General features: G+C 60.9%; 22 protein-coding genes. 21 read left to right on the top strand and 1 reads right to left on the bottom strand.

All coding sequences use genetic code 11. The features are described 5' to 3' along the window. Positions 1 to 42 precede the first annotated feature (42 nt). Positions 43 to 636 (bottom strand): TetR/AcrR family transcriptional regulator, encoded by a 594-nt coding sequence (locus tag H8B09_RS27200; RefSeq protein WP_191206750.1) that lies wholly within the window; start codon positions 634 to 636, stop codon positions 43 to 45. A gap of 270 nt (positions 637 to 906) precedes the next feature. Between H8B09_RS27200 and H8B09_RS27190 the strand changes: the two genes are divergently transcribed. From H8B09_RS27190 to H8B09_RS27090, 21 genes are all read left to right on the top strand, one after another. Then, positions 907 to 1674, top strand: a complete 768-nt coding sequence (locus H8B09_RS27190; RefSeq protein WP_191206748.1) for an SDR family NAD(P)-dependent oxidoreductase — start codon at positions 907 to 909, stop codon at positions 1672 to 1674. A gap of 213 nt (positions 1675 to 1887) precedes the next feature. Next, a complete protein-coding gene (locus H8B09_RS27185) occupies positions 1888 to 2304 on the top strand; it encodes a DUF3995 domain-containing protein (RefSeq protein WP_191206747.1) in 417 nt (138 codons plus the stop codon). A gap of 338 nt (positions 2305 to 2642) precedes the next feature. Next, a complete protein-coding gene (locus tag H8B09_RS27180; protein WP_191206746.1) occupies positions 2643 to 3575 on the top strand; it encodes an AraC family transcriptional regulator in 933 nt (310 codons plus the stop codon). Positions 3576 to 3741: 166 nt separating this feature from the next. Further along, the gene (locus H8B09_RS27175; protein ID WP_191206745.1) at positions 3742 to 5247 is read left to right on the top strand and encodes an alpha-glucosidase/alpha-galactosidase; all 1506 of its coding nucleotides are present in this window, start codon (positions 3742 to 3744) and stop codon (positions 5245 to 5247) included. A 473-nt stretch (positions 5248 to 5720) separates the two neighbouring features. Further along, complete coding sequence (locus tag H8B09_RS27170; RefSeq protein WP_191206744.1) at positions 5721 to 8210, top strand: ATP-binding protein; 2490 nt, start codon at positions 5721 to 5723, stop codon at positions 8208 to 8210. A 62-nt stretch (positions 8211 to 8272) separates the two neighbouring features. Continuing rightward, entirely contained in the window at positions 8273 to 8866 is a 594-nt protein-coding gene (locus H8B09_RS27165) for a Pvc16 family protein (RefSeq protein WP_191206743.1), read from the top strand. A gap of 6 nt (positions 8867 to 8872) precedes the next feature. After that, positions 8873 to 9706, top strand: coding sequence for a carboxypeptidase-like regulatory domain-containing protein (locus H8B09_RS27160; protein ID WP_191206742.1), 834 nt, complete (start codon positions 8873 to 8875; stop codon positions 9704 to 9706). Positions 9707 to 9751: 45 nt separating this feature from the next. Further along, positions 9752 to 11506: a phage tail sheath subtilisin-like domain-containing protein gene (locus tag H8B09_RS27155; protein ID WP_191206741.1), complete on the top strand. Its 1755-nt coding sequence runs from the start codon at positions 9752 to 9754 to the stop codon at positions 11504 to 11506. A gap of 53 nt (positions 11507 to 11559) precedes the next feature. Further along, positions 11560 to 11997 (top strand): phage tail protein, encoded by a 438-nt coding sequence (locus tag H8B09_RS27150; RefSeq protein WP_191206740.1) that lies wholly within the window; start codon positions 11560 to 11562, stop codon positions 11995 to 11997. Between the two features lie 114 nt (positions 11998 to 12111). After that, entirely contained in the window at positions 12112 to 12471 is a 360-nt protein-coding gene (locus H8B09_RS27145; RefSeq protein ID WP_224754083.1) for a phage tail assembly protein, read from the top strand. Beyond that, positions 12414 to 12647, top strand: coding sequence for a DUF6760 family protein (locus H8B09_RS31125; RefSeq protein ID WP_318152787.1), 234 nt, complete (start codon positions 12414 to 12416; stop codon positions 12645 to 12647). The genes H8B09_RS27145 and H8B09_RS31125 overlap by 58 nt, the downstream gene beginning before the upstream one ends. A gap of 48 nt (positions 12648 to 12695) precedes the next feature. Beyond that, positions 12696 to 13127, top strand: a complete 432-nt coding sequence (locus H8B09_RS27135) for a phage tail protein (RefSeq protein WP_224754069.1) — start codon at positions 12696 to 12698, stop codon at positions 13125 to 13127. Between the two features lie 1013 nt (positions 13128 to 14140). After that, positions 14141 to 14884 carry a hypothetical protein gene (locus tag H8B09_RS27130; protein WP_191206737.1) on the top strand — a complete coding sequence of 248 codons (744 nt, stop codon included), beginning with the start codon at positions 14141 to 14143 and terminating at the stop codon, positions 14882 to 14884. Beyond that, on the top strand, positions 14841 to 15545 hold the full coding sequence (locus H8B09_RS27125; protein WP_224754068.1) for a CIS tube protein: 705 nt from the start codon (positions 14841 to 14843) through the stop codon (positions 15543 to 15545). Before H8B09_RS27130 ends, H8B09_RS27125 begins: the two co-directional genes overlap by 44 nt. A 7-nt stretch (positions 15546 to 15552) precedes the next feature. Beyond that, the gene (locus H8B09_RS27120) at positions 15553 to 16638 is read left to right on the top strand and encodes a phage late control D family protein (protein WP_191206736.1); all 1086 of its coding nucleotides are present in this window, start codon (positions 15553 to 15555) and stop codon (positions 16636 to 16638) included. After that, positions 16635 to 17288 (top strand): phage baseplate assembly protein V, encoded by a 654-nt coding sequence (locus H8B09_RS27115; protein ID WP_191206735.1) that lies wholly within the window; start codon positions 16635 to 16637, stop codon positions 17286 to 17288. The genes H8B09_RS27120 and H8B09_RS27115 overlap by 4 nt, the downstream gene beginning before the upstream one ends. Positions 17289 to 17360: 72 nt before the next feature. Beyond that, positions 17361 to 17657 (top strand): PAAR domain-containing protein, encoded by a 297-nt coding sequence (locus tag H8B09_RS31355; RefSeq protein WP_397376103.1) that lies wholly within the window; start codon positions 17361 to 17363, stop codon positions 17655 to 17657. 25 nt (positions 17658 to 17682) lie between these two features. Beyond that, a complete protein-coding gene (locus tag H8B09_RS27105) occupies positions 17683 to 18078 on the top strand; it encodes a GPW/gp25 family protein (RefSeq protein WP_191206733.1) in 396 nt (131 codons plus the stop codon). 21 nt (positions 18079 to 18099) lie between these two features. Beyond that, on the top strand, positions 18100 to 21564 hold the full coding sequence (locus tag H8B09_RS27100; RefSeq protein WP_191206732.1) for a putative baseplate assembly protein: 3465 nt from the start codon (positions 18100 to 18102) through the stop codon (positions 21562 to 21564). Between the two features lie 411 nt (positions 21565 to 21975). Further along, positions 21976 to 23958, top strand: coding sequence for a putative baseplate assembly protein (locus H8B09_RS27095; RefSeq protein WP_318152786.1), 1983 nt, complete (start codon positions 21976 to 21978; stop codon positions 23956 to 23958). After that, on the top strand, positions 23942 to 26047 hold the full coding sequence (locus tag H8B09_RS27090) for a phage tail protein (protein WP_191206730.1): 2106 nt from the start codon (positions 23942 to 23944) through the stop codon (positions 26045 to 26047). Before H8B09_RS27095 ends, H8B09_RS27090 begins: the two co-directional genes overlap by 17 nt. Positions 26048 to 26052: the final 5 nt, after the last annotated feature.

The following is a 26052-nucleotide window of genomic DNA, read 5'->3' as shown; positions in this document are numbered from 1 at the left end:
CCGCTTTTACGTTGTTACGACTATATGTAGAATGCTCATCGCTCAGGAGTTGCGAATGAATGTCACGGAATCAATTCGCGTATCCACGAGCAGCATGAGCTGCTCCGCCATATAGTGGGCCGAATACTTGAAGCCGGTCTCTGCCCAATATAGGAAGACGCCGACGGTTGCGGACATACGGTAGCTCAGCATGATCTCGTAATCGATCGGCGGGCCGGCATCTTCCATCTCGATATGCATGTCGCGACGCATCGATTCCCGCATCACATTGTACACTTCGTGGCCAAGCGTCTTGTCTACGGACAGCAGCGCCTGAAATACTTGTTGATGCAGCTCGATATGCTCGAACAGCATCAAACCCGAAGGAAATGTATCCTTGGCTGCGATTCGGTCAAGTCCCTCGTACGGGCGCAGCAGCGCATTAGCAAAACCTTGCAGAAATTCGTCATGTATGTCGCGCAGCAGTTCTTCTTTGCCCAAATAGTGATTGTAAAAGGTTCCCCGGTTGTAATCAGCCCGCTGTGCGATGTCTGCAATGGTAACCTCATCGTAGCCTTTCTCCAGCACGAGTGTAATGAAGGCGTTCTTAATCGCTTCGCGCGTCCGCCTTGTTCGTCTGTCCAATTGCTCCTCCATGAATGAGACTCGCCTCCGATGTGTATGCTACCTCTATTATATCCGCATATGGCAAGCTTGGACGCAAATTCGTCGGACACCGCCACACGAAATGTCCAATTTCGGAATGAAATTGAACACAAGTTTGTCTTATGTCGTCTACATGACATGGCGGCTTGTACTGATTATTGTTCGTTCGCCCGATGAGCAGTACCCTATAAGTGCAGCAAGCAAACACAAGCTGCAATGCAGTATCCATACTTATTCCACAACAAAGGAAGCGAATATATAATGAGCAATAATCAAGTGAAAACAGCCGTTATTACAGGAGCAGCAGGCGGCATCGGCCGAGAGCTCGCACGTCGTCTGGCAGAACGCAAGCTGAATCTTGTGCTCGTCGATTTGAAAGAAGAAGCTGTTAAAGCAGTTGCTGAAGAGCTTGGACTGGACAACACGAACTCCCTTACGATCGCAGCAGATGTGTCGAAGGAAGAGGACGTGCGCAACTACGTCAAGAAAGCGGTTGAGAAATTCGGCACTATCGATTATTTTGCCAACAATGCAGGCATCGAAGGCCCCTCCGGCCTGATCGAGGAGCAAAGCGTAGAAGCGCTTGACCTCGTCTACAATGTCAATGTGCGCGGCGTGTTCCTTGGTCTGAAATATGTGATTCCGGTTATGAAAGAGCAGAAATCCGGTGCTATTCTGAATACGTCATCTCTTGCAGGCTTAATCGGTGGACCAGGCGTATCACCATACATTATGTCCAAGCATGCGGTTATTGGCCTTACTCGCGTGGCGGCTAACGAGGTTGCCGCACAAGGCATTCGCGTGAATGCGGTGCTGCCAGGTACGATTAACACAGGCATGATGCGCCGAATCGAATCGAACTTCGGCGATGCCGACCAATACAAAACGATGAACGAAGCAGCGACGCCGATGGGCCGTTACGGCGAACCGCAAGAGGTTGCCGCGGTCATGAACTTCCTGCTATCCGATGAAGCCTCGTTCGTTACGGCTTCGCTGTACACGGTGGACGGCGGTATGGTTGGCCAATAATAAAGAGCGATTGCATTCGCAGTCGTTGTATCAGAACCCCTTGTCTCCTCGCTAGGAGACGAGGGGTTTTTGGTTATTTTCAACATATCGTCGGTGGAAGCGAAAGGAATTTGTGATAAAGGGATAGAAGCTACGATAATACCGAGTTATACCTTGCCATGCACATCATATACATAATCGGTTCAATCGAAAACCGGACGCGGGGAATGAACGATGGGGATTATCGTAATGGCCGCGGCAGTTATTCTGTTGATCGTTAGCGGACTGCATGTATTCTGGGCGTTCGGAGGAAGATGGGGAGAGCTTGCCGCTGTTCCAGAGAAGGCTGGCGGAGGGCTGGCATTCAAGCCAGGTCCATTAGAAACGGCTGCGGTCGCGGTGCTTATATTGGTTGCCTGCTACTTCCTGCTCGCAGAAGGGGAACTGCTGTCTGCACTGCACACCAATGCGCTGACCGAGTGGGGGAGCATCTTATGCGCGATTGTTTTCGGCATTCGAACGATCGGTGATTTTCGTTATGTCGGTTTCTTCAAAAGGTACAAACGCTCCCGGTTCGCCAAGTGTGATACATGGTTCTATAGTCCGCTCTGCCTGTTTCTGGCTGCTGCTTTTGTCGTGGCGCTTCAATAGGTTGATATTGTGATAGACTTTAAGCTATCAGCGCTCTCTTCATCTAGAAGAGGGCATTTTGTATTAATACAGCCCGATTAACATTTACCAGATGGATTCCGATAGTAGAACTGTAACTATTTATCTAATAACAGGCGATTAGTACCATAGCGGAACAGGCCCTGTAAGCGCTATGATGTTGACTAAGATGCGATATCGGTCATAAGAGCGGGCGTAATGAATGAAGGCTGCAGAGGCGAGGTGTTTTGGAGGATATAACGGACAGTCCGTTAGCTTTCGAAATCGCTTTCTATGCAGATAACTTATGGTGAGACCGTTCGAATTGGAGGGTGAAAATTATGCCTGAATGGAATAGCCTATATGACTCGGCGAGGCTGGAACGGGAGCATGCACCGTTCATTACGGCCTATTATTATAAGCAATGGGACGGATTTCGAATGTCGTTCCACTCCCATGACTCCGTTGAGATTATGTACGTTATCTCTGGCGATTGTATCGTTGAGACAGAACGTGAAGTGATAGCGCTGCGCAAAGGGGATTTCGTCCTGCTGGACGCGGGAGTAAGGCATCGGCTGCTCGTGGACAAAGGGCGGCCATGCCGCATGCTGAATGCGGAGTTCGGCTTCGCGGATGCAGGTGCAGGCCATCCGTCCGTACGAGCGCTTGCCGCTGACAGTCCGGCACTGACAGCGTTAATGACAGCGGCGGAGCCTGCGATCGTGCTGCGCGATCCGCATGATGTGTACCAGACGCTGCGCAGTCTGGTGACAGAGCTGGACAGCGGCCATGCGGAACGGGGCTGTATGGCGCAGCTGCTGCTCGGGCAGCTGCTCGTGCAGATAGCCCGGTTAGCGCAGCTGAAACGCGGCGGGGCAGTGGCCCAGACGAGCCGCTATGTGCGCGAGGCGGCGGAGTATATTCGTCAGCATTACGACACCGATCTGCAGGTGAAGGAAGTGGCGGAGGCGGTTCATCTGCATCCGACATATTTGCAGCGCATTTTCAAGGCGGGCATGGGTCGGTCTCTTGTTGATTACTTGACGGAGACGCGGATGGAGAAGGCGAAGATGCTGCTGACGCGTACCGATATTCCGATTACTAGAATCGCGGATTATATCGGGCTGAACAGCCGCCAATATTTCAGCATGTTGTTCCGCAAGATGATTGGGGTTACGCCGATCGAATATCGGAGACGTGCGGAAGCATCCTTTTATCCGCCATCGGTGTTCGAGAATGGGGAGCAAGAGGAGTCTGAATCGGAGTCCGGCTAGAGAGTGAATGAGTCAATACGATGGGTGAATCGAGGGCGAAAAGCTGTAATAGTTGACATGCTGAAGATGAAGTGGTCGCTATTTTGGATAACGCTGTCATGGCCTTGCTGTTACAATGGGGACATAGGGCGGACACGACTCCGCCACGCAGAGGAGGCCGATTTACTTGTCATTCAAGGTTACATTCATCGGAGCTGGAAGTATCGGATTTACGCGTGGACTGCTGAGAGATTTGCTCGCGGTGCCAGAATTTCATAATATCGAAGTTGCATTTACGGACATTAATGAACATAATCTCGACATGGTGACGCAGCTGTGCCAGCGGGACATTGAATCGAATGGTCTGGGCATTAAGATCCAGTCGACGACGAATCGCCGCGAAGCGTTGAAAGATGCGAAGTATGTACTGACGGTTGTTCGGATCGGCGGTCTGGAAGCTTTCGCGACGGACGTCGATATTCCGCTGAAATACGGCGTGGACCAATGCGTTGGCGATACGTTGTGCGCAGGCGGCATTATGTATGGACAACGCGGCATTGCCGAGATGCTGAACATTTGTAAAGATATTCGCGAGGTGGCGGCTCCTGATGTGCTGCTCCTTAACTATGCGAACCCTATGGCAATGCTGACGTGGGCATGCAACAAGTATGGCGGCGTTCGTACAATCGGTCTGTGCCATGGCGTACAAGGCGGACATTGGCAGATTGCGACGGCGCTTGGTCTGGAGAAAAGCGAAGTCGATATTATTTGCGCAGGCATCAACCATCAGACATGGTACGTGCAAGTGCAGCATAAAGGCGAGGACATGACGGGCAAGCTGCTGGAGGCGTTCGAAGCGCATCCGGAATTCAGCAAGACGGAGAAGGTTCGGATCGATATGCTTCGCCGCTTCGGCTACTATTCGACGGAGTCGAACGGCCATTTGAGCGAATATGTGCCTTGGTATCGGAAGCGTCCAGACGAAATCAAAGACTGGATCGATCTTGGAACGTGGATCAACGGCGAGACGGGCGGTTACCTGCGCGTATGCACCGAGGGCCGCAACTGGTTCGAGACGGACTTCCCGAACTGGATGCAGGAAGAACCGTTCAAATATGAAGCGGATAAGCGCAGCGAGGAGCATGGCTCTTACATTATTGAGGGCTTGGAGACGGGGCGTGTCTATCGCGGCCACTTCAACGTCGTCAACAATGGCGTTATCTCGAATCTTCCGGCGGATGCGATTATTGAAGCGCCAGGCTATGTTGACCGCAACGGCATCAACATGCCGCATGTCGGCGATCTGCCGCTTGGACCTGCTGCCGTCTGCAATGTGAGCATCAGCGTGCAGCGTCTGGCGGTTGAAGCAGCCGTGCGCGGCGACGACCAGCTGCTGCGCCAAGCGATGATGATGGATCCGCTCGTCGGCGCGGTGTGCAATCCGAAGGAAATTTGGCAGATGGCGGACGAGATGCTCGTCGCGCAGGAGAAATGGCTGCCGCAATACGGCGATGCCATCGCTGCTGCGAAGACGCGCCTTGCTGCGGGCAACCTCATCCCGACGAAGGACTATGAAGGTGCTGCGCGCCTGAAGGTGAAGACGGTCGACGAGATGATGGAGGACCGCGAAGCAGCTCGTCGCAACGCATCCGAAGCCGATAAGGCGAAGGAACGTCCTGCGGCTGCGCATTAATAAAAGAATAGCAAGCGAGCCGGGCGCTCGTCTTCCAAGAGAAGGCGAGCGCCCGGCTCGCTTAAGTATGCGACTTATTATTGAATCGTCGCGCGGGGCGGGTCTTTTGGCTGCTATACCTTTGGCTCAGAGAGCAGGTTAGATTTAGGTAGAGAGATGTAATTTGAGGCGGCGAAAAGGTGGGCGCGGGTTCCTGAGCGAAGGGTATAGTGTTCAAAAGGAAGAGAACGGATGATAAAGCATCGATGGCGGCGCTTTCTTGCTTTAACGAATCTTTAGTCTTGAAAGCGGTTAATTTACGATTTGTTTGGGTTCGTTCGCATTGAAGGGTCATAGGGTTCGTGATACAATCCGTATCGTATTAGTATGGGTCGAGTGGTTTAGGATACGTTATGTATCAATACATAAGACAGATTGCAATCGCCTGAATGTTGAAGCGTCTGTCGCGAGCAAAGAAGGAAAGGGGGGAGCTGATGGAAACGATAAAGCGGATGGACGCCGCTCATGATGCGAACCAGACCGCCTTAACATACGGGAGCGATGTCGAGTACATTCGGGACGAAATGAAGCGGTTGGATATGCTGATTCGCATTCGGATGCTGGAAACAGGCGGCATGCAGGACGCCGGCCAGCCGACCGATGCGCTCGATTCGCTCCGCGGACTCGTGCTCACCGAGGACATGATGATGCGACTGCTCGATGAAACCATCGAAGGCGAGGTAACGCTGACGGCGGAGCGTATCGCCCAATTGCAGGAGCTGGTCACCGCCGTCTGGCAGTTGGATCAGCTCATCGTCGAGCGCAAGACGCAGGCGATGGCAAGCGGGTTATCGCTTACGATTCCGACGATCGTCGCGAGGCTCGGACTCACCTCCTTCGAGGAGCAGTGCTTGCTCGTCTGTCTCGCGCCGGAATGGGATGGGAAGTATGGCAAGCTGTATGCCTACTTGCATGACGACGTGACGCGCAAAGAGCCAACGGTCGAGCTGCTGCTGCGACTGCTATGCAGCACGCACCAGGAACGGACATACATGCGGCAGTTCTTCGCACCTGCCGCACCGCTCCTTCGGCATCGGCTTCTGGAGGTCGGCGCACGGGGCGGAGACGAGGCACGGATGCCGACGCTGCTGGCGGAGCCGGTGCGAATCGACCGCAGCATCGCCGAGCGGCTGCTGGGGCATCGGCTTCCGGATGCGCGGCTCGAAGGCGCGGCATCGATCCTTGCGCCGGACGAAGATGAACCGTCTGAGTCGAGCATAGCGCTGCTGCCGCCAGGGCGGCTGGAACGGATGGTGCGGCTGCTGCGGCAGCAGCGAGTCGGAGCGCACGGCGCGGCATCGGCGCGGAGTGGCTGGCAGCCGTCGGCGCCGTTCATGCCGGACAATAGCGGATTCGCTGATGAAACAACGTCAGCGCCGTCTGCGGCCGATGGCGCCGAGCGGGCGGCAGCGACCGCAATCGAGCCTGTGCCGTGGTCGAATTGGACGGATGCCGGGATCGGTCCGGCATCCGCACGAGACGGCACCGCATTACTGCCACGTGCCGCTCTGCTGCTGCTGCACGGCCCGGCAGGCACGGGCAAGCGCGCGCTAACCGCCAGCGCCTGCCGCGTGCTGGGCGCACGGCGCGTCGTCGCACGGGTCGGCGACTTGTTCGGTCATCCGCTCGGCTGGCGCGAAGCGGCTTGGCGGCTGTGCCGCGAGGCTTGGCTGGAGGAGGCGATCATCGTGCTGGAGGAAGCCGATTCGCTGTTCGAAGCCGAGCAGCCGGGCAAGCCTGCGCCGCTTGCCGAGCTGCTTGGCCCACTGGAGCGCTATGGCCTTGCGGTACTGCTGCTCGGCGAACGGGATCAGCCGTTGTCGCGGGTAGCTGCCGGGTTTCGCGGCATATACGCCTCGCTAGACTTTCCACTGCCGGATTCGGCTTCGGCCGCCGTCTTGTGGCACAGCCTAGCGGCTGCGTATCCGTGCGATGCCAGCGTTGCTCCCGATGCGTTCGCCGACAAGTTCCGCCTAACGCCCGGCAAGATCGACGCGGCGTTCCGGGGGGCTTGGAACCGGGCGCGCTTGCGCGATCCGGAAGGCGGAACCATCGGCGAAGCGGACCTCCGCGCCGCCTGCTATGAGCAGACGAACCATAAGCTGAGCACGCTTGCCGAGCGGTTGACGCCGCGATGCGGCTGGGAGGACCTGATCCTCCCGGATGACCAGTCGCGCTTGCTGCGGGAGCTTGTCCAGCAGGTCCGCTACCGTTCGGTCGTCTACGACGAATGGGGCTTCGGGCAGAAGCGGGTCCGCGGTCGCGGCTTGAACGTCCTGTTCCATGGCCCGCCTGGCACCGGCAAGACGACGGCCGCCGAGGTGATCGCGCTGGAGCTTGGCCAGGAGCTGTACCGGATCGATTTGTCGCAGATCGTGAGCAAGTACATCGGCGAGACGGAGAAAAATTTGCAGCGCGTCTTCCAAGAAGCGGAGGAAAGCTGCGCGATTCTGTTCTTTGACGAGGCGGACGCCATCTTCGGCAAGCGGACGGAGGTCAAGGACGCGCACGACCGGCATGCGAACACGGAAATCGCTTACTTGCTGCAGCGGATGGAAGCCTACGACGGCATTACGATTCTGGCGACCAACCTGCTCGGCAACCTCGACGAGGCTTTCATCCGACGGATGGCGTTCAGCATCCTGTTCCCGCTGCCGGATGAGGAGCAGCGCATGCGTATCTGGGAGGCGATGTTCCCGCCGTCCGCTCCGCGCGGCAGCGACGTGGACCTGTCCTTCCTCGCGCGGCAGTTCTCCTTATCCGGCGGGCATATCAAAAATATCGTCCATACCGCGGCGTTCTTCGCAGCGGAGCAATCGGCCGCTATCGGCATGACGCACCTGTTGCGCGCCGTTAGGCGGGAGATGGACAAGATGGGCCGGATGGTCCGGCGGGAAGATTTCGGTTCCTACGGGCCGTTCTAAATGGTACGAGTGGCGGTTCAGAGGATTGACGGAACCGGCTGCTCAAGGAAAGGGGGAGAGCGATGAGCGGGGATACAACGATCGCCGATGTCGGCGAGACGCTCATCAAGCTGCTGCGGGACGGGATGAGCGATCTCGTGACGTCGAGCGCGATCGCGCTGCAATCGCCGGCTGATCTAACCGGGCAGACGACGCGTGTCACGCTGTTCCTGTGCGGTATCGCAGAAAACCAGCATATGCGCAATCAGCAGCCGACGTACCGGAGCGGCGACAGCATCGCCAATCAGCCGCTCGTCGTCGACCTGCGCTACATGCTGACCGTGTATTCGTACGTGCAGGATTTGACGGAACGTTCGCTGGAGGAGCATCGGCTGCTTGGGCGGGCGATGCGGCTGCTTCATGATCACGCCTCCATTGGAGGTTCGTTGCTGCAAGGCGGGCTTGCGGGCGAGACGGCGCGGCTGCGCATTCTGCTGGAGTCCGTGCCGCTGTCGGAAATGACGGAGCTGTGGAGCGCGTTTCCCGGCCAGGCGATGCGGCCGTCGGTATTCTATACCGTGTCCTCGGCTGCGATCGAGTCGGCGGTCGTCACGACGCCGAGCCGCGTCGCCGTCCGGAACGTTCGCTATCTCACCCATTCGGGCGAGGAGGAGTAGACGCCAATGGATCGACTGCAATATGGCGATTCGACGCTGCGCCTATCCGTCGTCGTGCAGCTTCGCGATCGGCTGAGTCCGGACGGCTCCGCGATCGGCCAGCTCCGCGTTCGCGCGGTTGAAACAGACCAATATGCAAGGCGTACGCCAAGCGGTTATCACGTGTTGACCGATATGCCGCCGGGGACTTACACGATTGCGATTGAATCGGCCTACTACAATCCGGCGGCGCTGCAGGCCGGCGTTGCCGCCGAACCGGGCATTCCGCCGCCGCTCGTCGTCGATTTGCGGCCGAACCGGACGTATCCGCTGCAAGACGGAGCGACGCTGCTCCGAGGCGCGGTGCGGGAAATCGGCGGCAATGCGGGAGTCGGCGCCGCCGTCACGGCCGCGCTGCATGGGCCGCAGACGTCGGTCAAGGCGCGGCTGCGGGAGCCGGCTGCAGCGGGTGACGATTCACTGCAACTGACGGGCATCCAGGGCGAGCTGAAGGCCGGCGACATCCTGTATGTCCGGGATGCGGACGCCGGAAGGACGGAGTATGCGGTGCTTCGCGAACCGCTTCCGGCCGATCCGGCATCCGGTCCGTGGCTGCTGGCAGCTCCGCTGGCAGCGGCGCACCCGGCGAATACGCCTCTGCACGGAACCGATACGCTGGAAACCGTGCAGACAACGGCTGATAAGGACGGCGAGTTCGTGCTGCCGTTCGTTCGGCTGAACGCCCGGGCGATGTTCGCGCGTCTTACTCTTGCATCCGCGTCGGGCGGCGGTTCCCTGCAGCTCGACGCGTCGGTGCAGGACGGCAAGGCCTCATCGCTGGGCGTACTAACACTGAAGTAAGCGAGAACGACCATTATTTAGAAAGAACTAAGGAGGCTATGTACAATGCCAGAGTATTTATCGCCGGGTGTATATGTGGAGGAAATCCAAATCGGCGGCAAGCCCGTTGAGGGCGTATCGACGAGCACGGCAGGTTTTCTAGGCTTGACGGAGCGCGGGCCGACGACGCCGCAATTCGTAACGAGCTGGCTTGATTACCAGCGGTTGTTCGGTTCCTATTTTGGCGGCAGCGAATATTTGCCATATGCGGTTCAAGGCTTCTTCGACAATGGCGGGCAGCGTGCCTATATCGCGCGCATCGTCAAAGCCAACGCGACCAAAGCGACGCTGAGACTGCAAGCGAGCAGCGCGAACGCGCTCACGCTGACCGCGGTCGGCGAAGGCGCATGGGGCAACCGGATCGGCGTCAAAGTAACGGCGGGCTCGCTCAGCGGCTTCAAGTTGAGCCTGTTCTACTGGAAGCAGTCCGTCACGCTGTTCGATCCCGAAGACAAGCCGAAGACGCTGCCGCGTCCGGTCGTGACCGAGGTGTACGACAATCTGTCCGTCGATGTCGCATCAGCTGACTTTTACGAGAAACGCGTGAATGGCATATCCAACCTCGTCGTGCTTAACAAGCTGTCCGGCGACAACGGTAAGGCGCCAAGCGCCAGCACGATTGCATCGCTGTCCGGCGGCTCCGACACGGTGGAGACCGAGGGCGTAGCGGCGGCGGTGACGGCGAACACGATCAAGCTGGCGGCTGAAGCTTCCTCTACGGACGATGTCTACAATGGCATGACCATTACGATTATTAACGGGGACGGCTTAGGCCAAGCGCGCAAAATCACGGACTACGTGGGTTCGTCCAAAACGGCGACGCTCGAGACGAACTGGGATGCCGCGGCGCTGCCGACGACGGCGTCGACCTACCGGATTACGCAGGCGCTCAGCTACACGCTGGCTGATTACAAGCGCAGCGATACGAACGTGCCGGGCAAACGCAAAGGGCTTGCTGGTCTTGCGGAAATCGACGATATCTCGATCGTCTATACTCCGAACGCAACGGCGATTACAGGATTGGCAGAGGAGCTGATCACCCATTGCGAAGGACTGAAGGATCGATTCGCGATATTCGATGCGCCGGTCGGATCGCCTGCGGCGAACCTCAACCCGCGCAGCGCGCTCGAGACGAAATACGCGGCTTACTATTATCCATGGCTGAAGGTGGTCGATCCCGACACGGGACTGCTGCGAATCGTTCCTCCAGGCGGCCATATGGCGGGCATCTATGCGCGCACCGATACGGAGCGCGGCGTGCATAAGGCGCCGGCCAACGAAACGGTACGCGGCGCGATCGACCTCGAGTTCCAGATTACGAAGCAGGAGCAAGACATCCTGAATCCGCGCGGCGTTAACGTGATCCGGGCGTTCCCGGGCCGCGGCATCCGCGTATGGGGAGCGCGCACGCTGTCCAGCGATCCGCTCTGGAAATACGTAAACGTACGCCGCCTGTTCAACTTCCTGGAGGAGTCCATCGACGAAGGTACGCAATGGGTCGTGTTCGAGCCGAACGACGAGAAGCTGTGGGCGCGAGTGCGCCGGACGATTACGGAGTTTCTGACGCGCGTATGGCGCGACGGAGCGCTGATGGGCACGAAGCCGGAAGAGGCGTTCTTCGTCAAGGTCGACCGTTCGACGATGACGCAGGACGATATCGACAACGGCCGACTCGTCGTACTGATCGGCGTGGCGCCGGTGAAGCCGGCCGAATTCGTCGTGTTCCGCATCGCGCAAGTGTCGAGCGGTTCGGAAGGATAGTTTTAATATAAGGGCGGTTTGATTATCAGGACATTTTGAAGGAGGAATAAAGGATGGCAACAGGACAACGCAAGGATCCGTTCCGCAATTTCCGGTTTCGGGTCGAGATCGACGGCATCCAGCAGGCAGGCTTCAGCGACGTAACGGGGTTTGATTCGACGGTGGACGTTATCGAATATCGCGACGGCTCGGATCCGACGCATGCCCGCAAGCTATCGGGCTTGACGAAATACGGCACGATCAGCTTGAAGTGGGGCATTACCGATTCCATGGAGCTGTACAACTGGCACAAGGAAGTCGTCGGCGGCAACGTCGAGCGCCGCAACGTGTCGATCATCGTGATCGACGAGGCGGGCAACGACAAGGCACGTTGGGATTTCGTCAACGTATGGCCGAGCAAATACGATGCGCCGGACTTCAGCGCCAAGGGCAACGACGTGGGCATCGAGTCGCTTGATCTCGTCCACGAGGGCATGGTCCGCGTGAGCTAGCAGCCGGAGACAGCGGGCGGCAGGCAACGGCGAATGAATGACGGCGTGCGCCGGCCGCCCGGCCAGTCCGGCTTAAAAAGCGAATATTGAAGGAGGAGTCGTAACGTGAGTTTCATGACGGAATATGAATTTACGCTGCCGCGCGGTTATGTCGACAAGCACGGCAATTTGCACAAGCACGGCACGATGCGGCTAGCGACGGCGGCCGACGAGATTCTGCCGCTGCGCGACCCGCGGGTACAACAGAACGCCGCGTATTTGACGATTATTTTGCTGTCTAGAGTAATCACGAAGCTAGGCGATCTGCCGGTCATCAACCCGGGCGTTATCGAAGGGTTGTTCTCTTCGGATCTCGCCTATCTGCAGCAATTGTACGCCCGCATCAACGAGGGCGAAGGAAGCGACATCGATGCCGAATGCCCGCAATGCGAGCATCGTTTCAAAGCCCGGGTGCTTGTCTCGGGGGAGGTCTAAGCGGCTATCCTCTCGACCGGCTGTACGAGGAGATAGCTTTTATTGCTTACTATACGCACTGGCCCCATGACGACATCATGTCGATGGAGCATCGCGATCGCGTTCGCTGGTGCGAGGAAATATCCAAAATCAATCGCAAGCTGAGCCCGGAGCCGGAAAACATTTTCAAGCTGTAGCAGCATGCTGGCTGGTTTCGGCCGGGGCGAAGCGGGAGGAGCAAGGACATGACGTTTTTTCGGATGGACCCGCTTGGCTCGTTTCGGTTTCGCGTCGAAATCGACGGCTTGGTCGTCGGCGGCTTCTCCGAGGTGACTGGCCTTCAGCTTGAGACGGAGGTCGAGACATACCGGGAGGGCGGGGCGAACGCTTTTGCCTATAAGCTTCCGAAGACGACGTCGAGCCCGAATCTGGTGTTGAAGCGTGGCATGACTTATTCGGATCTGCTCTGGCGCTGGTATCGCGGCGTCGTCGGAGGCTCGATCGAGCGGCGGAGCGGATCGGTCATCTTGCTTGACGAGGATGGTTGGGAAGCTTGGCGATGGAATTTCGTCGGGGCCTACCCGGTCAAATGGATCGGGCCGGAGCTGAGAGGCGACCAAAGCCAGCTTGCCTTCGAGACGATCGAACTGGCGCATCACGGTTTGCTGGCAGAGTAGCCGGCGCCGCTAAGGAGGAAGCGGGCGTGTCGGAAGAGCAGGATTACGGGATGGGGCGGACGGCGGCACGGCACGCTCGCTTCGCGGAAGGAATCGCCGCCAAGTACAAGAACGGCGGGCGAAGGAAAGGGATGCTGCCGGAGCTGGCGCTCAGGCTTGGCATGCAGCCGATCGGAGACCGCGAGACTGCGGCAGGCCGCGGCGCAGCGGCGGCATCGATGCGCGGCGGCTTCTGGCCGCACGCGACAGCGATGCGGCTGGCGGCTTCTAAGCGTGATGATGCTGGGCGTGGGCAGATACCGAGCGCACTATTGGGTGCGCCGGGAGTGTTGCGTGCATCCGACGGCGGCACGGCATCGCTAGGGCATCGCTGGGGCGGCGTTGCAGGCGTCAGTGTAGATCGCGCTGGGTTTGCACCTACAATCGGTGAGCAGCATAGCGGAGCGAGTGTGATGCGTTTGGCGGCTCCTGCCGCACAGGTCGCGAGGTTGGGCGGCGGGACGGCAGTTCGGGCAATGCGGTCCGCTGCCATGATGGTCGGCCGTGGCCCGGGGAATGTTGCGGCGCAGGCTGAAAGTGCCGCAAGGGAAGGTGCTCGCACGATGGCGGAAGCGGCTTTGCATCCCGGCAGCAGGCCGACAGGCACGACGCACGCCGGATCGGCGAATGCGGCAGGAAGGCTCGCGCAAGCGACTGCGGCGGGAGCTAGGGCCGGAGCAGCGGCTGATCGGCTTGACGGGGCTGCGCGGGCGGAAGGTATGCTTGCGAATGCTGCTAAGGCGGGCATTGGGTCAGCGGTTGAGCAGTCCGTTCGCACGTCCGCGACTCCAACGGGGCGCGCGGGTGAGGGCGGCGGCGTGCTGCTTCCGCCAGCGCTGCGGAGGCCTGCCGGCTTGCGGCTGCCGCTCGCGGGAAGGCCGCCTGCGCAAGCTGGAGCTGCCGCGGCTCGCGCAGCGGCCGTCGCGCATGGAGCGCCGGCTGCTCGTCTGCCCGGCGTGGCAAGGGCTGATGCATTGGAGCAGGCGGCGCTGACGGTGAGCGCGGCGGCATTGGCGCATGGCGCCGCCGCAGCGTCGCGCCATGCGTCCGCGCCCGGTGCGCCTCGCGAAGCTCTCGCAGCCGCGCCGCCGTATGTGGCGGCAGCCGCACCGACGCTTGCGCCCCGCGCCCCCGCGTCGCTGGGTGCGCCTCGCACACCGGAGCGAGCCAACGCTGCGCCGCGCGAGGCGCTCGTGGCATCGCCGCCGCATGTGGCGGCAGCCGCGCCGACGCTTGCGCCCCGCGCCCTCGCGTCTCCGGGTGCGCCCCGCACGCTGGCGCGCACCCTCGCTGCGCCGCGCGAAGCGCTCGCGGCCTCGCCGCCGCATGTGGCGGCAGCCGCGCCAACACTGGCGCCCCGCGCGATCTCGCGCCTCGGCGCTGCGGCGCTGGCCGTCGCCGCGCCGGCAGTTGCGCCGCACAGCGCGCCCCCGCCGCCGGTGCTCGCGCCGCGGCCAACCGCGCAGCGTACCGCGGCTTCCGCGCCCGCGGCGCTGTCGCATCGCACATCCACCGCTGCGTCGTCGCCGCCAGCGCCGGTCGCGGCGACCGACTCCGGCCAGAACGCGCCGTTGCAGGGAGGACGCGCCGCAGCTTCGCCGCCGCCGCCGGCCAACCCGCCGCAGCCGGCGGCGGTCGACTTGAAGGCGCTGACGGAGCAGGTGTATCAGATGCTTGAGCGCAAGCTGCGCATCGAGAAGCAGCGCAAAGGCTTGTAGAAGCGAAGGGAGAGGAGATGGAGCATTCATGGCTCTCGAGAAAGCGCTCATCCAGCCGCTTAACGACAAAGGGGCCGCGAGCGGTCCCCCGGTCAAGGTGCTGTTCAACCCGACCGAGTATTCGATCGAAAGCAGCAACCAGTTTCAGTCGGTCGCGCTGCCGGGGTTGTCCGCGCCGGCGACGCAGTTCGTAAGCGGCAATTCGCGGACGCTGACGATGGAATTGTTCTTCGACTCCTATGAACGGGGCGAAGACGTGCGGACTTACACGCGCCGGGTTACCGGGCTGATGGATATCGACAGCAAGCTGCACGCGCCGCCGGTGTGCAAATTCATTTGGGGCAAGCTCGAATTCAAGGCGGTCGTCGAGCGGGTCACGCAGAAGTTCACGATGTTTCTGGACAGCGGCATACCGGTCCGGTCGACGCTCTCGGTCACTTTTCGCGAGTACAAAACGATCTCGGAGCAGCTGCAGCAAGGCGGCGGCCTCGCCGACCAGACGAAGCAGCTAACGATCCAACTGGGCCTCAGTCTGAGCTTGATCGCCGACCTGGAGCTGGGCGACCCGAGTAAATGGCGGATCATCGCCAAAGCGAACGGCATCGCCAATCCGCGCAAGCTGGCGGCAGGCATTCAAATTAAGGTACCCCCTTTGGAGTGATTGCGGGATGGATTTCATTCAACTTGAAAAAAAATACGGGAATTTCTACGCGCCTTCCTTCGAAATTGAAGTTGCGGGCCGAAATTTGCTGCGCGAAGGGATGGAAATCGTCAGCTTGTCGGTCGAGCATTCGCTCGGCGAGGCGGACCACTTCTCTTTCACGATCGACAACGCTTACGACCCGGTCAAGAAAGATCTGAAGTGGATCGATACGTTTCTCCCCGCCGGCAAGAAGGTGCACATTCGGATGGGATACGGCGCGAGGCGCGAGCTGATGCTGGTCGGCGTCATTACGTCGATTACGACGCGGTATCCCGCCAGCGGGCTGCCGCAGCTCGACATCAGCGGATTCGACCTGTCGCATCTGCTGATGAAGGGCAGCGCTCCCCGTTCCTGGGACGAGATCAAGCACAGCGACGCGGTATCGCGGCTGGCGTTCTCGGCCTACAACTTGAAGAGCGAAGTCGAGGATACGAAAGTGAAAGTGCCCAAGCTCGTGAAGGAAGCCGGCAAGAGCGACTACCAGTTCATTCAGGAGCTTGCCCGCATGAATTATTACGAGTTCTCGGTATTCGGCGAGACGTTGCATTTTCGCCCGCCCGCCAAGGATAGCGAGCCGGTCGTGACGTTGGAATGGCAGAAGACGTTGAACCGATTCGAGCCTGAGATCAATCTCGCGAACCAGGTGGCGGAGGTCGAGGTGCGAGGTTGGGACGCCAAGGCGAAGAAGGAAATCGTCGGCAAGGCCAGCATCGGCGACGAGCTTGTCATCCGCTCGGGCGGCGGCCAGACCGGCGGCCAGCTGGTACAGGGGCTGACGCGGGATACGATTCGGGAGAACGTTACGTTTCCGATTTTCTCGCAGGAGGAGGCGGACCAACTCGCGCGTTCGATTTTGAACAACCATGCGGAAGGGCTTGTCACCGGCACCGGCGAAACCGTCGGCCTGCCGGAGCTGCTTCCGGGGAAGACGATCCGACTGATGGGCCTTGGCAGCAAGTTCAGCAAAGTATATTACCTGCAGAAGACGGTGCACACGATTGGCAGCGGCGGATACCATACGACGTTTCATGTGAAGGAGAGCGCGATATGAGCCTATACGAGTTGCTGCAGTCTGAATCCCGGAGCGGGGATTCGCGGATGAACGGCGTCGCGATCGCGATCGTAACGAACATTCAGGACCCCGAGAACATGGGGCGGGTCAAAGTGAAATACCCGTGGCACGGCGGCGAAGACGAAAGCTATTGGGCGCGCATCGCGACGCTGATGGCGGGCAAGGAGCGCGGAACCTACTTCCTGCCGGAAGTAGGAGACGAGGTGCTCGTTGCGTTCGAGATGGGCAATATCCAATTCCCGTACGTGCTCGGCGCTCTCTGGAACGGCGAGGATAAGCCGCCGCAGGACGGCGGCGACGGCAAGAACCATATCCGCCAGATCAAGTCGCGCAGCGGCCACGAGTTGACGTTCAACGACGAGGACGGCAAGGGCTCGATCACGCTGATGACGAAGAGCGGTCATCAGATCGTGCTCGACGACTCGAGCGGCGGGGAGCGGATTCAGATCGTCGACAAGAGCGGTTCGAATAAGATTGTCATCGATTCGGCCAAAAGTGAAATCACCGTCGAAAGCGGCATGAAGCTGCGGATGAAGGCGCCGACGGTCGAGCTGGAAGCCGATTCGATGATGACGATCAAGGCGGGCGGGACGCTGACGCTGAAGGGCGCGCTGGTCCAAATCAACTGATAAGCGCGGCGGCTGCGGGGCTAGCAGGACATCTCCTGCTGCTTCGGTCAGTCCGTGCGCCATAAGGAGGAGATGCGCATGCCGCCAGCAGCAAGAATGGGCGATGCGACGAGTCATGGCGCGCCGCTGAGCCCCGGGCCGGGCAGTGCGAACGTACTGATCGGCGGGAAGCCGGCTTGGCGAGTCGGCGCCGATTTCCATATGTGCCCTGCGGCCACGCCGAATCCGCATGTGGGCGGGATGGTGGCGATGGGCAGCGCAACGGTGCTCATCAACGGCATGCCGGCTGCCCGCATGGGCGACACCATCATGGAGGCCGGACCGCCTAACGCTATTATGATGGGCGAACCAACGGTCATGATCGGCTGAGAAGCACGTACAAGGAGGCAGCCAAATGGCAGACGAATTTCTCGGCACCGGCTGGGCGTTCCCGGTTCGGGTCGACCATCTGACCGGGCGCGTTGCGATGGCGTCCGGAGCAGACGATATCGAGCAGTCGATCCGCATCATTCTGTTTACCGCCAAGGGCGAGCGAGTGATGCGGCCCGAGTTCGGCTGCGGCATTCATGATTACGCGTTCGAATCGATGAGCACGACGATGCTCGGCATGGCCGAGTCGATGGTCGCCGAGGCGTTGGCCCGTTGGGAGCCGCGCATCGAGGTGCTGAACGTGACCGCATCCGCGGAGCACGGCGAGACCGGCAGGATGAATGTCGAACTGCGCTATCGCATTCGGGCGACGAATCAACAATACAATCGAGTCTATCCCTTCTATCTACGGGAAGGATAGCCGCGAAGGAATGGTGAGGTAATGAAGGCCCCGTTACTGGATGCAAGAGATACGGAGACGATCATCCGGCAGCTGCGCGAGCTTGTGCCATACTATACGCCGGAGTGGAAGGCCGACGACGACCGGGATCCCGGCGTGGCGGTCATGAAGCTGTTCGCCGGCATGTATCGCGGCATTCTCGATCGGTTGAACCAGGTGCAAAGCAAGCACTATATCGCGTATCTCGACATGCTGGGCATCAAGCGGATGCCTGCCCGGTCGTCTCGCGTCCCGCTGACGTTCCATCTGAGCACGGGCGCGTCCGAGCCGGTGCTTATACCGGCCCGCACGGGGGCGGCCGCGCCGGATCGCGGCGGCGGCAAGCCGATTCCGTTCGAGACGGAGCGCGCCATCGTTGCGACGCCTGCGAAGCTGGTGGAGGCGGTCGCGGTCGACCCTATGGCAGATACGGTCATCCGTGCGCCGGGAGGTTTTCTTGACGGGCCGATCGCGCCATTCTCGACGCGGCTCGCGACGGGTACCGACGCATCGGGCGGCAAGCTGCTTCTAATGGCAGCCGAAGGTCTGAAGCCCGGCGACGTGCTGCTCGTGTCTACGGGCGCAGGACTTCCGGCATCACCGTCCGCCGGATTGGCCGTGCCGCTCGGCTCTGCGACGGCCTCTGCCGCCATCCAAGTCGGCGCAAGTTACAGCGAGTATGTCGAAGTCGCCGCCGTGAAAGGGCTGGAAGTGACGCCGAGCGCACCGATCGGCATTCTTCCGGAGGGCGCGGCGGTGACTAGACTGACCAGCTTTGAGTTGTGGGAAGGCCGCAATCAACAGGCGCATGTGCTGTACCTTGGCCACTCGGAGCTGTTCCAGCTCAGCTCCCCTGTCGGAATCGAATTGCGGCTGACGGGAGACGGCGAAGACGGCGGCGTGCTGGCGAAGCGTTATGGACAGTTGGTCAGATGGGAGTACTGGTCGGAGGAAGGCCGATGGAAGCCGTTCTTGCAGGAGGTCGGCGCCGGAAGGCTGGTGCTTCGCAAGACAGGGGCGGACGCTTTCGGCGAACGAGAGATCAACGGCATTGCAAGTCGTTGGATTCGAGGCGCATATATCGGCGGAGCGGCTTCGCTCGTCGAGCTGCGCATCCGCAGCATTGCGGCGACGATCGTCCAGAACGGGACGGCTCCCGAGCTGGCTTTCGCCAACGATGTGCCGATCGATGCGAAGGGAAGCTTCTATCCGTTCGGCGGGGCGCCGAGGTTGTACGATACGCTGTACCTTGCGCACGACGAGACGCTGTCCAAGCGAGGCAGCAGCGCCGTGATTTCGTTCAAGCTCAGGCACGAGAAGTCCGATAGCTCGGTGGCGGATGCCACATCCGCGCGATTGTCGTGGGAGTATTGGAACGGCCGCGGCTGGATGGCGCTGCCCGGCGTGACGGAGCACTTCCAGGCGAAGTCGGCCGAGGATCGAAGCCTGACGTTCACTGTTCCGGACGATCTTGCGGATACGCCCGTGCTCGGGCAGCAGCGCCGCTGGATACGGGTGCGGATCGTCAGCGGCGACTACGGCCGAGAGGAGCTGCAGGGAGATAAGACGTATCGACTTGTTCCGCGATATATCGTGCCGTGCCTGTCGAACCTAACGTTCCAGAGCGAGATGACAACCGCGACGGCTATGAACGTGCAGCACGCGATCGCATTCAATCAGTTGACTTCCGTCGACTACACGTCTGCGCTTCGGTCCTGGCAGGCGATCGAGCCATTCGCCATGCCGGATACGAACCGCGCGGCACTGTATCTTGGATTCGACGCGCCGCCGCTCAAAGGGCCGATCTCGCTGTACTTCTCGATGGCCGAGCAAGCGTACGGCGAGGACGCACGGCCGCGGCTAGTCTGGGAATATTACCGTTCGCAAGGCGGGCAGAGCGGCTGGGGCCGGCTTGATGTCCGAGATGATACAGAGCATCTGACCAAGAGCGGCTGCATCGAATTCGTCGGCCCGGCGGATCTGGCACCTGCGACGCGGTTCGGCCGCCGGCTGTATTGGCTGCGCGCGCTCGATGTCGAGTCGCGGTTCGTGCCGACGTCCCGCCGCCCGGCGCAGCCGAATGCTTATGCGAGCTCCGGCGCGCAGATACAGCTGGCAGCCGAACGAACGCGGCTGCTAGACGGCTCGTTGGCATCGGAGGAAACATCGGGGGATTGCGGCTGCGGTTGCGGCGCGGCGCCATGCGACGAAGAGGCGCAATGGTTCGGGACGTCGCCGGAAGATGCGGTGCCGGGCTTCGCGCCTTCGCCGAAACTGCTGGGCATTCACCGCAACACGACAATGGCGGTGCAGGCGGAGAGCGTGCAAGGCGAGACGCTGGGCTCGAGCCGCGGCACGGCAGGCTTGGCATTCGCGTTCGCGAAGTCGCCGGTGCTGGCGGAGGAAGTCGAGATCGACGAGCGCTCGGCGCTGTCTGAAGGCGAGCGCAAAGCGATCCGCGAGAGCGGCGAGTCGGCATATCGCGAGACGTTAGGAGATGACGGCGAGACGGCGGCGTTCTGGGTCCGTTGGTCGCGAACCGACGACTTATCCGCTTCTTCGCCCGACGACCGCCACTACGAGCTGGATCCGACGACAGGCGCCATTGCGTTCGGCGATGGCATTCATGGCCGAATTCCGCCCGTCGGCACCGACAACATCCGGTGCAGCTATCAGGCGGGCGGCGGCAGCCGGGGGAATGTTGCGCGCGGTGAGTTGGCGATGCTGCGCACCTCGATCGCGTACGTCGACCGGGTCGGCAATCCCGAACCCGCGGAGGGCGGCTTCGATACGGAGACGATCGAGCGCGTCGCCGAGCGGGGGCCCGAGCGCGTACGCCATCGCGGGCGAGCCGTCACGGCGAAGGATTACGAAGAGCTTGCCGCCGAGGCGGCGCAAGGGCTTGCCAAGGTCAAGTGTTTGTCGGGCGTTAACGACAGAGGTCAGGCCGAAACGGGCTGGATCAGCGTCGTCATCGTACCGCAGAGCGGGGAAGAACGGCCGCGTCCGTCGATCGGGCTGCGGCGCCAGGTGCTCGATTATTTGCGAGCGCGCGCCAGCAACGTGGCGGCCGCGCCGGGCAGGGTGCGCGTGACGGGGCCGGCTTATATCGAAGTGACCGTTACGGCATCGATCGTCGCCGACGATTTCGCAACCGTGCCGCTGCTCGAGCGGGAAGCGACACGCCGGATCAAGGCGTACCTGCATCCGCTGACCGGCGGGGACGACGGGCGCGGATGGTCGTTCGGCACGCTGCCGGCGCTGTCCGACTTCTATGCGCTGCTCGAACGGCTTCCGCATGCCGACCATGTCGAGAAACTGAGCATGACGCTGCGGGATGAAGGAAGCGGGCAGACGCTCGATATCTCGCCGGAGAAGCCGGCGGACGTCAGGGCGCTGCCGCAGGCGCTTGTGTGCGCAGGAGAACCGTCCATTGCGATTAAGCCGCCGACGGGCCGAAGCAGTTGACTTTGAGAGTGCAGAGTGACTTTGAGAATTCGGAGTGACTTTGAGCTCCGCTCAAAGATCCTGATGTCACGCTCAAAGATCCTGATGTCACGCTCAAAGATCCTGATGTAGCAGCAGAGTGACTTTGAGCTTCGCTCAAAGATCCTGATGTCATGCTCAAAGATCCTGATGTAGCAGCAGAGTGACTTTGAGAATTCGGAGTGACTTTGAGAATTCAGAGTGACTTTGAGCTTCGCTCAAAGATCCTGATGTCATGCTCAAAGATCCTGATGTAGCAGCAGAGTGACTTTGAGAATGCGGAGTGACTTTGAGCTCCGCTCAAAGTTCCTGATGTCACGCTCAAAGATCCTGATGTAGCTAAGGAGTGACTTTGAGCTCCGCTCAAAGATCCTGATGTAAGGAGTCATGTCCGTGTTACCGATACCGAATCTGGATGACAAGACGTTTGCGCAGCTGACGGACGAAGCGGTCAAGACGATACCGCGGCTCGCGCCGCAGTGGACCGACCATAATCTGCACGATCCCGGGATGACGATGCTCGATCTGTTCGGCTGGCTGACCGAGATGCAGCAATTTTATATGGACCAAATCCGTCCGGACAGCGAACGCAACTATTTGAAGCTGCTTGGCGTCCGCCCGCGCGATGCGAGACCTGCGCGGACGGAAGTGACGTTCGGGCTGCCGCCGGGAGCGGCTTCGCCCGTCACCGTGCCGAAGGGCACGAAGCTTGCCGCCGAGGATCTCGTCTTCGAGATCGAGCGCGACCTGACGGTCGTGCCGGCCGAGCTTGCGCGGATCGTCAGCGCGCATGCCGGAGGCGTTATCGACCACACGGACGCTAATCGCCGGGGCGGACTGCACTATGCGGCGTTCGGGCCGAAAGCTGAGCTGGGCAGCCGGCTGTATATCGGCTTCGATGCGCCGCTGCCCGCCGGGATCGAGATCTCGCTGACATTTCAGCTGGCCGATGGCGAAGGCGCGCATGCCGCGATGCTATCCGATCAAGACTTAGCGGACTTTGCCCCGTCCGCGACGGTGTCGTGGGAATATTGGAGCGACGGCGATGAAGGCGGCTGGATGGCGCTGCCGCTCGTTCAGGACGCGACGGCGATGCTGAGCCGCAGCGGCGCTCTGCGATTCGCGGCTCCAGCGAGCCTGTCCCGCCGGGCGCTGCCGGGCATCAGCGAATTGGCTTGCTATTGGCTGCGCGCGGTCGTGACCGTCCCAGGCTACGAGATGCCGCCCCGCGTGGATGCGATCATGCTTCATACAGTCGGCGCCGTGCAGCTGGATACGTTGTCCGAGACGCTTGGACGCGGCAGCGGGCTGCCTTGGCAGACGTTCCGGCTGGACCGACTCACTGCACTGCCGGACAGCTTGGGGCTGGACATCATCGAAACGCCGCCTGAAGGTGGCGATGCTCAGCCGGTACGCTGGACGCGGGTCGATTCGCTTGATGGTTCCGGGCGAGAAGACCGCCATTACACATTCGATGCCGATGCGGGTATCATCACGTTCGGCGACGGCATCACCGGCAGGCTTCCGGAGGTGCCGCTCGGCAAGGAAGAGAATATCGTGCTTAGCGTTTATGCGGTGACGGAAGGCGACCGCGGCAACGTTCCGGCAGGCAGCATTAGCGGATTTGTCCAGCCTTCAAGCGAACTGGCGGGGCTGGCTGTCGTGAATCGCAAGCCCGCTGTCGGCGGGGCGGCGGCCGAGACTCTGTCGGCTGCCAAGAGCCGCGCGCGCAGCGAGCTGGCCTCCGTCCAGCGGGCTGTCACGTCCGAGGACTACGAGATGCTCGCGCTGTCGACGCCGGGATTTCGCGTCGCGCGGGCGAAGGCGGTGCCGCTGCAGGGCGAAGATGGCAGGGCCGTCGAGGGGCGCGTGACCGTCGTGATTGTGCCGCTGAGCGAATATCCGAATCCGCTGCCTAGCGAGGGCTTCCTGCGCACGGTATGCCGCCATCTTGACCGCCATCGGCTGCTCGGAACTGAGCTGCGGGTTCTGCCGCCGAATTACGTGAAGGTAGCGGTCGAGGCGGAAGTGAGCGTTCGGCAGGGCTATGGGACGGACACGACGGCGGCTAAGGCGGCCGACGCATTGAACCGGTTCCTGCACCCGCTGACCGGTGGGCCGGAAGGGCGGGGTTGGCCATTCGGACGGACGGTATACGTATCGGAAGTCTATGAAGTGCTCGAGGGGGTAGCCGGCGTGGATGCCGTAGCGAACGTGCGGCTGCTGGCCTCGGAGGGAACATTCTCGCAGGCGGAAGACGGCAGCCTCGCCATCTCGCCTTTCGGCCTCGTCTACTCCGACCGGCACCAAGTGACGGCGGCGAGCGGAGATATAGGCTGCGCGACGCAAGGAGGCTACTATGACAGCGTCAGATAATCGGGAAGACGAACGCTATATCGTACTGAATCGGCCGGACATGTGGCGGCGGGGTTTGATGGCCGGCCTTCGCGAATTGCCGGAAGGCGGCCTGGCGCTAAGCGAGAAGCCGGTGTATGCCGCTCATTCGGTCTATGCACCGATCAAGCTGCCTCCGGGCGAGGAGCCGGTCGACTTCGCGGTAGGGCTCGGGCCTACGCTCTATCTTCTTCGGGAAGGCGGCCGGCGGCTCGATCTGTACGATGTCGCAGCCGGTCGCTGGTTCGACATGCTGGACTTCGTAGTATCCGGCCTGCAGGGGGCGACGCGGCTCGCGTATCGGGACGGCATGCTCTATCTTGCGGCCGGCACGGGCGAACGGCGGCTCGGCGCCATCTCGGAGCTGACCGGCCAATTGGTATGGACGGCCGACGCTTCGGGCGACCGTACTGGCCGACCTTGGCCGCACGCGAGCGGCGAAGCCTCGAACGAACCGCTCGATTGGCGTGCGGGGGCGATGGCGGTCGATTGGCGGGAAGGCAGCTTATACGTGCTGGACCGTCTTCAGCGTCGCATGCTTCAGCTCGATGCCACGGGCCGCGCCGTCCGCGTCTTCGGCCGGGAGGAGCTGGACGATGCGCAGCCGTCGGCGATCGCCGTATCGGCGGCAGGCGATGTCTATGTGCTGGATGGCCTGCATCGGCGCGTGCATCGGTTCCGAGAAGGGCTTGAGAAAGGTAGGTTCGGCATTCCACTCGCCGCGCCCGCCGGCTTGGCAGCGGATGCGGACGGGGTTGTATATGTCGGAGAAAGCCGACCGCTGTCCGATGGGGCCGAGGAGGACCGGTATATCCATCGATACGGGACGCTGGGTGAACCGCTCGGTCCGCTCCCGGGATATCGGGGACCGGCGCACAAGCTGTTCATCGGCGAGTCCGGCGATCTGTACGCATGGAACCGGGAGCAATCGGCCATCGTTCCGCTGCAGCGACGCAGCGTGCTGGCTGGCGGCGGGTCCGGGCAGTTGATCGAAGGCTATTACTTCTCGGCCGCGCTGGACAGCACCGAAGCGGCGATGCGCTGGCATAAGCTCGTGTTGGACGCGTCCGTGCCGGACAATGCGCAGCTCGAGGTTTCATGGCTGTACGGCGAGCATAAGCGGCTGGAACTGCAGGGCGCCGTTCGCGATCTCGATGCATATCTGGCCGATTCCTCGATCGATCCGTCGGTGAAAGCCATCGCGCTCAACGCACTCGATTGGTCGGAAGCGAGGCTGAATCCACGAGATATGCTGCTCAGCGGCATCGGCGGGCGGTACATCTGGCTTCGCATACGGTTCATCGCGTCGGGAGACCGTTCGCCCGAACTGCGCAGCGTTACCGCATGGTGTCCGCGGCAGTCGTACCTTCGCTATATGCCTGCCGTCTATAGCGAAGACCAGAACGGCCGCGATTTTCTGGAGCGCTATCTATCCCTATTCGAAACGTTCTTATCCGCGTCCGAGCGGACGATCGACCGGATCGCGAGATGGTTCGATGCCGATGCCGTATCCGGCGAATATCTTCGCTGGCTTGCGGGATGGCTTCATGTCGCGTACGACGAGAACTGGCCGGAGGAGAAGCTTCGGCGGCTGCTCGGCGAAATTCCGGCGCTGTATCGGATTCGCGGGACTCGGGAAGGGCTGCTTCGGATCATCGAACTGTATACCGGCGAGCGGCCGTTCATCGTCGAGACGTTCCAGCTCCGCTGCGCGGCGTCGGCCGAGGTGCGAGAGACGTTCGTCCGCTTGTTCGGCGAGGACCCTTACCGGTTCACTGTTCTCCTGAAGACGGGGCAGGCCGGCGAAGAGAGCGAACGGCGGACTGTTCGCCGCTTGATCGAGGACGACAAGCCGGCGCATACGGCCGCATCGCTCGTGCCGCTGCAGCCATGGATTTATTTGGACCGACATACGTATCTGGGTGTGAACACGTACTTGAGTCGGCCGTCGTCTGCGATGGAAGAAACAGGCGGAGCGGTCATCGGCCAGGATACGTTGCTGACGGATGACGGAAAATCCGGCTTCGTCCAAGGCAAATCGAGCGTCGGTCTCGATACGGTACTTATATGAAGGAG

It is taken from the genome of Paenibacillus terricola, from assembly GCF_014779765.1.
GTDB classification, from domain to species: Bacteria; Bacillota; Bacilli; order Paenibacillales; family Paenibacillaceae; genus Paenibacillus_T; species Paenibacillus_T terricola.
Note: the sequence above shows the minus strand (reverse complement) of the source record. Positions and strands in the feature narration are given on the sequence as shown.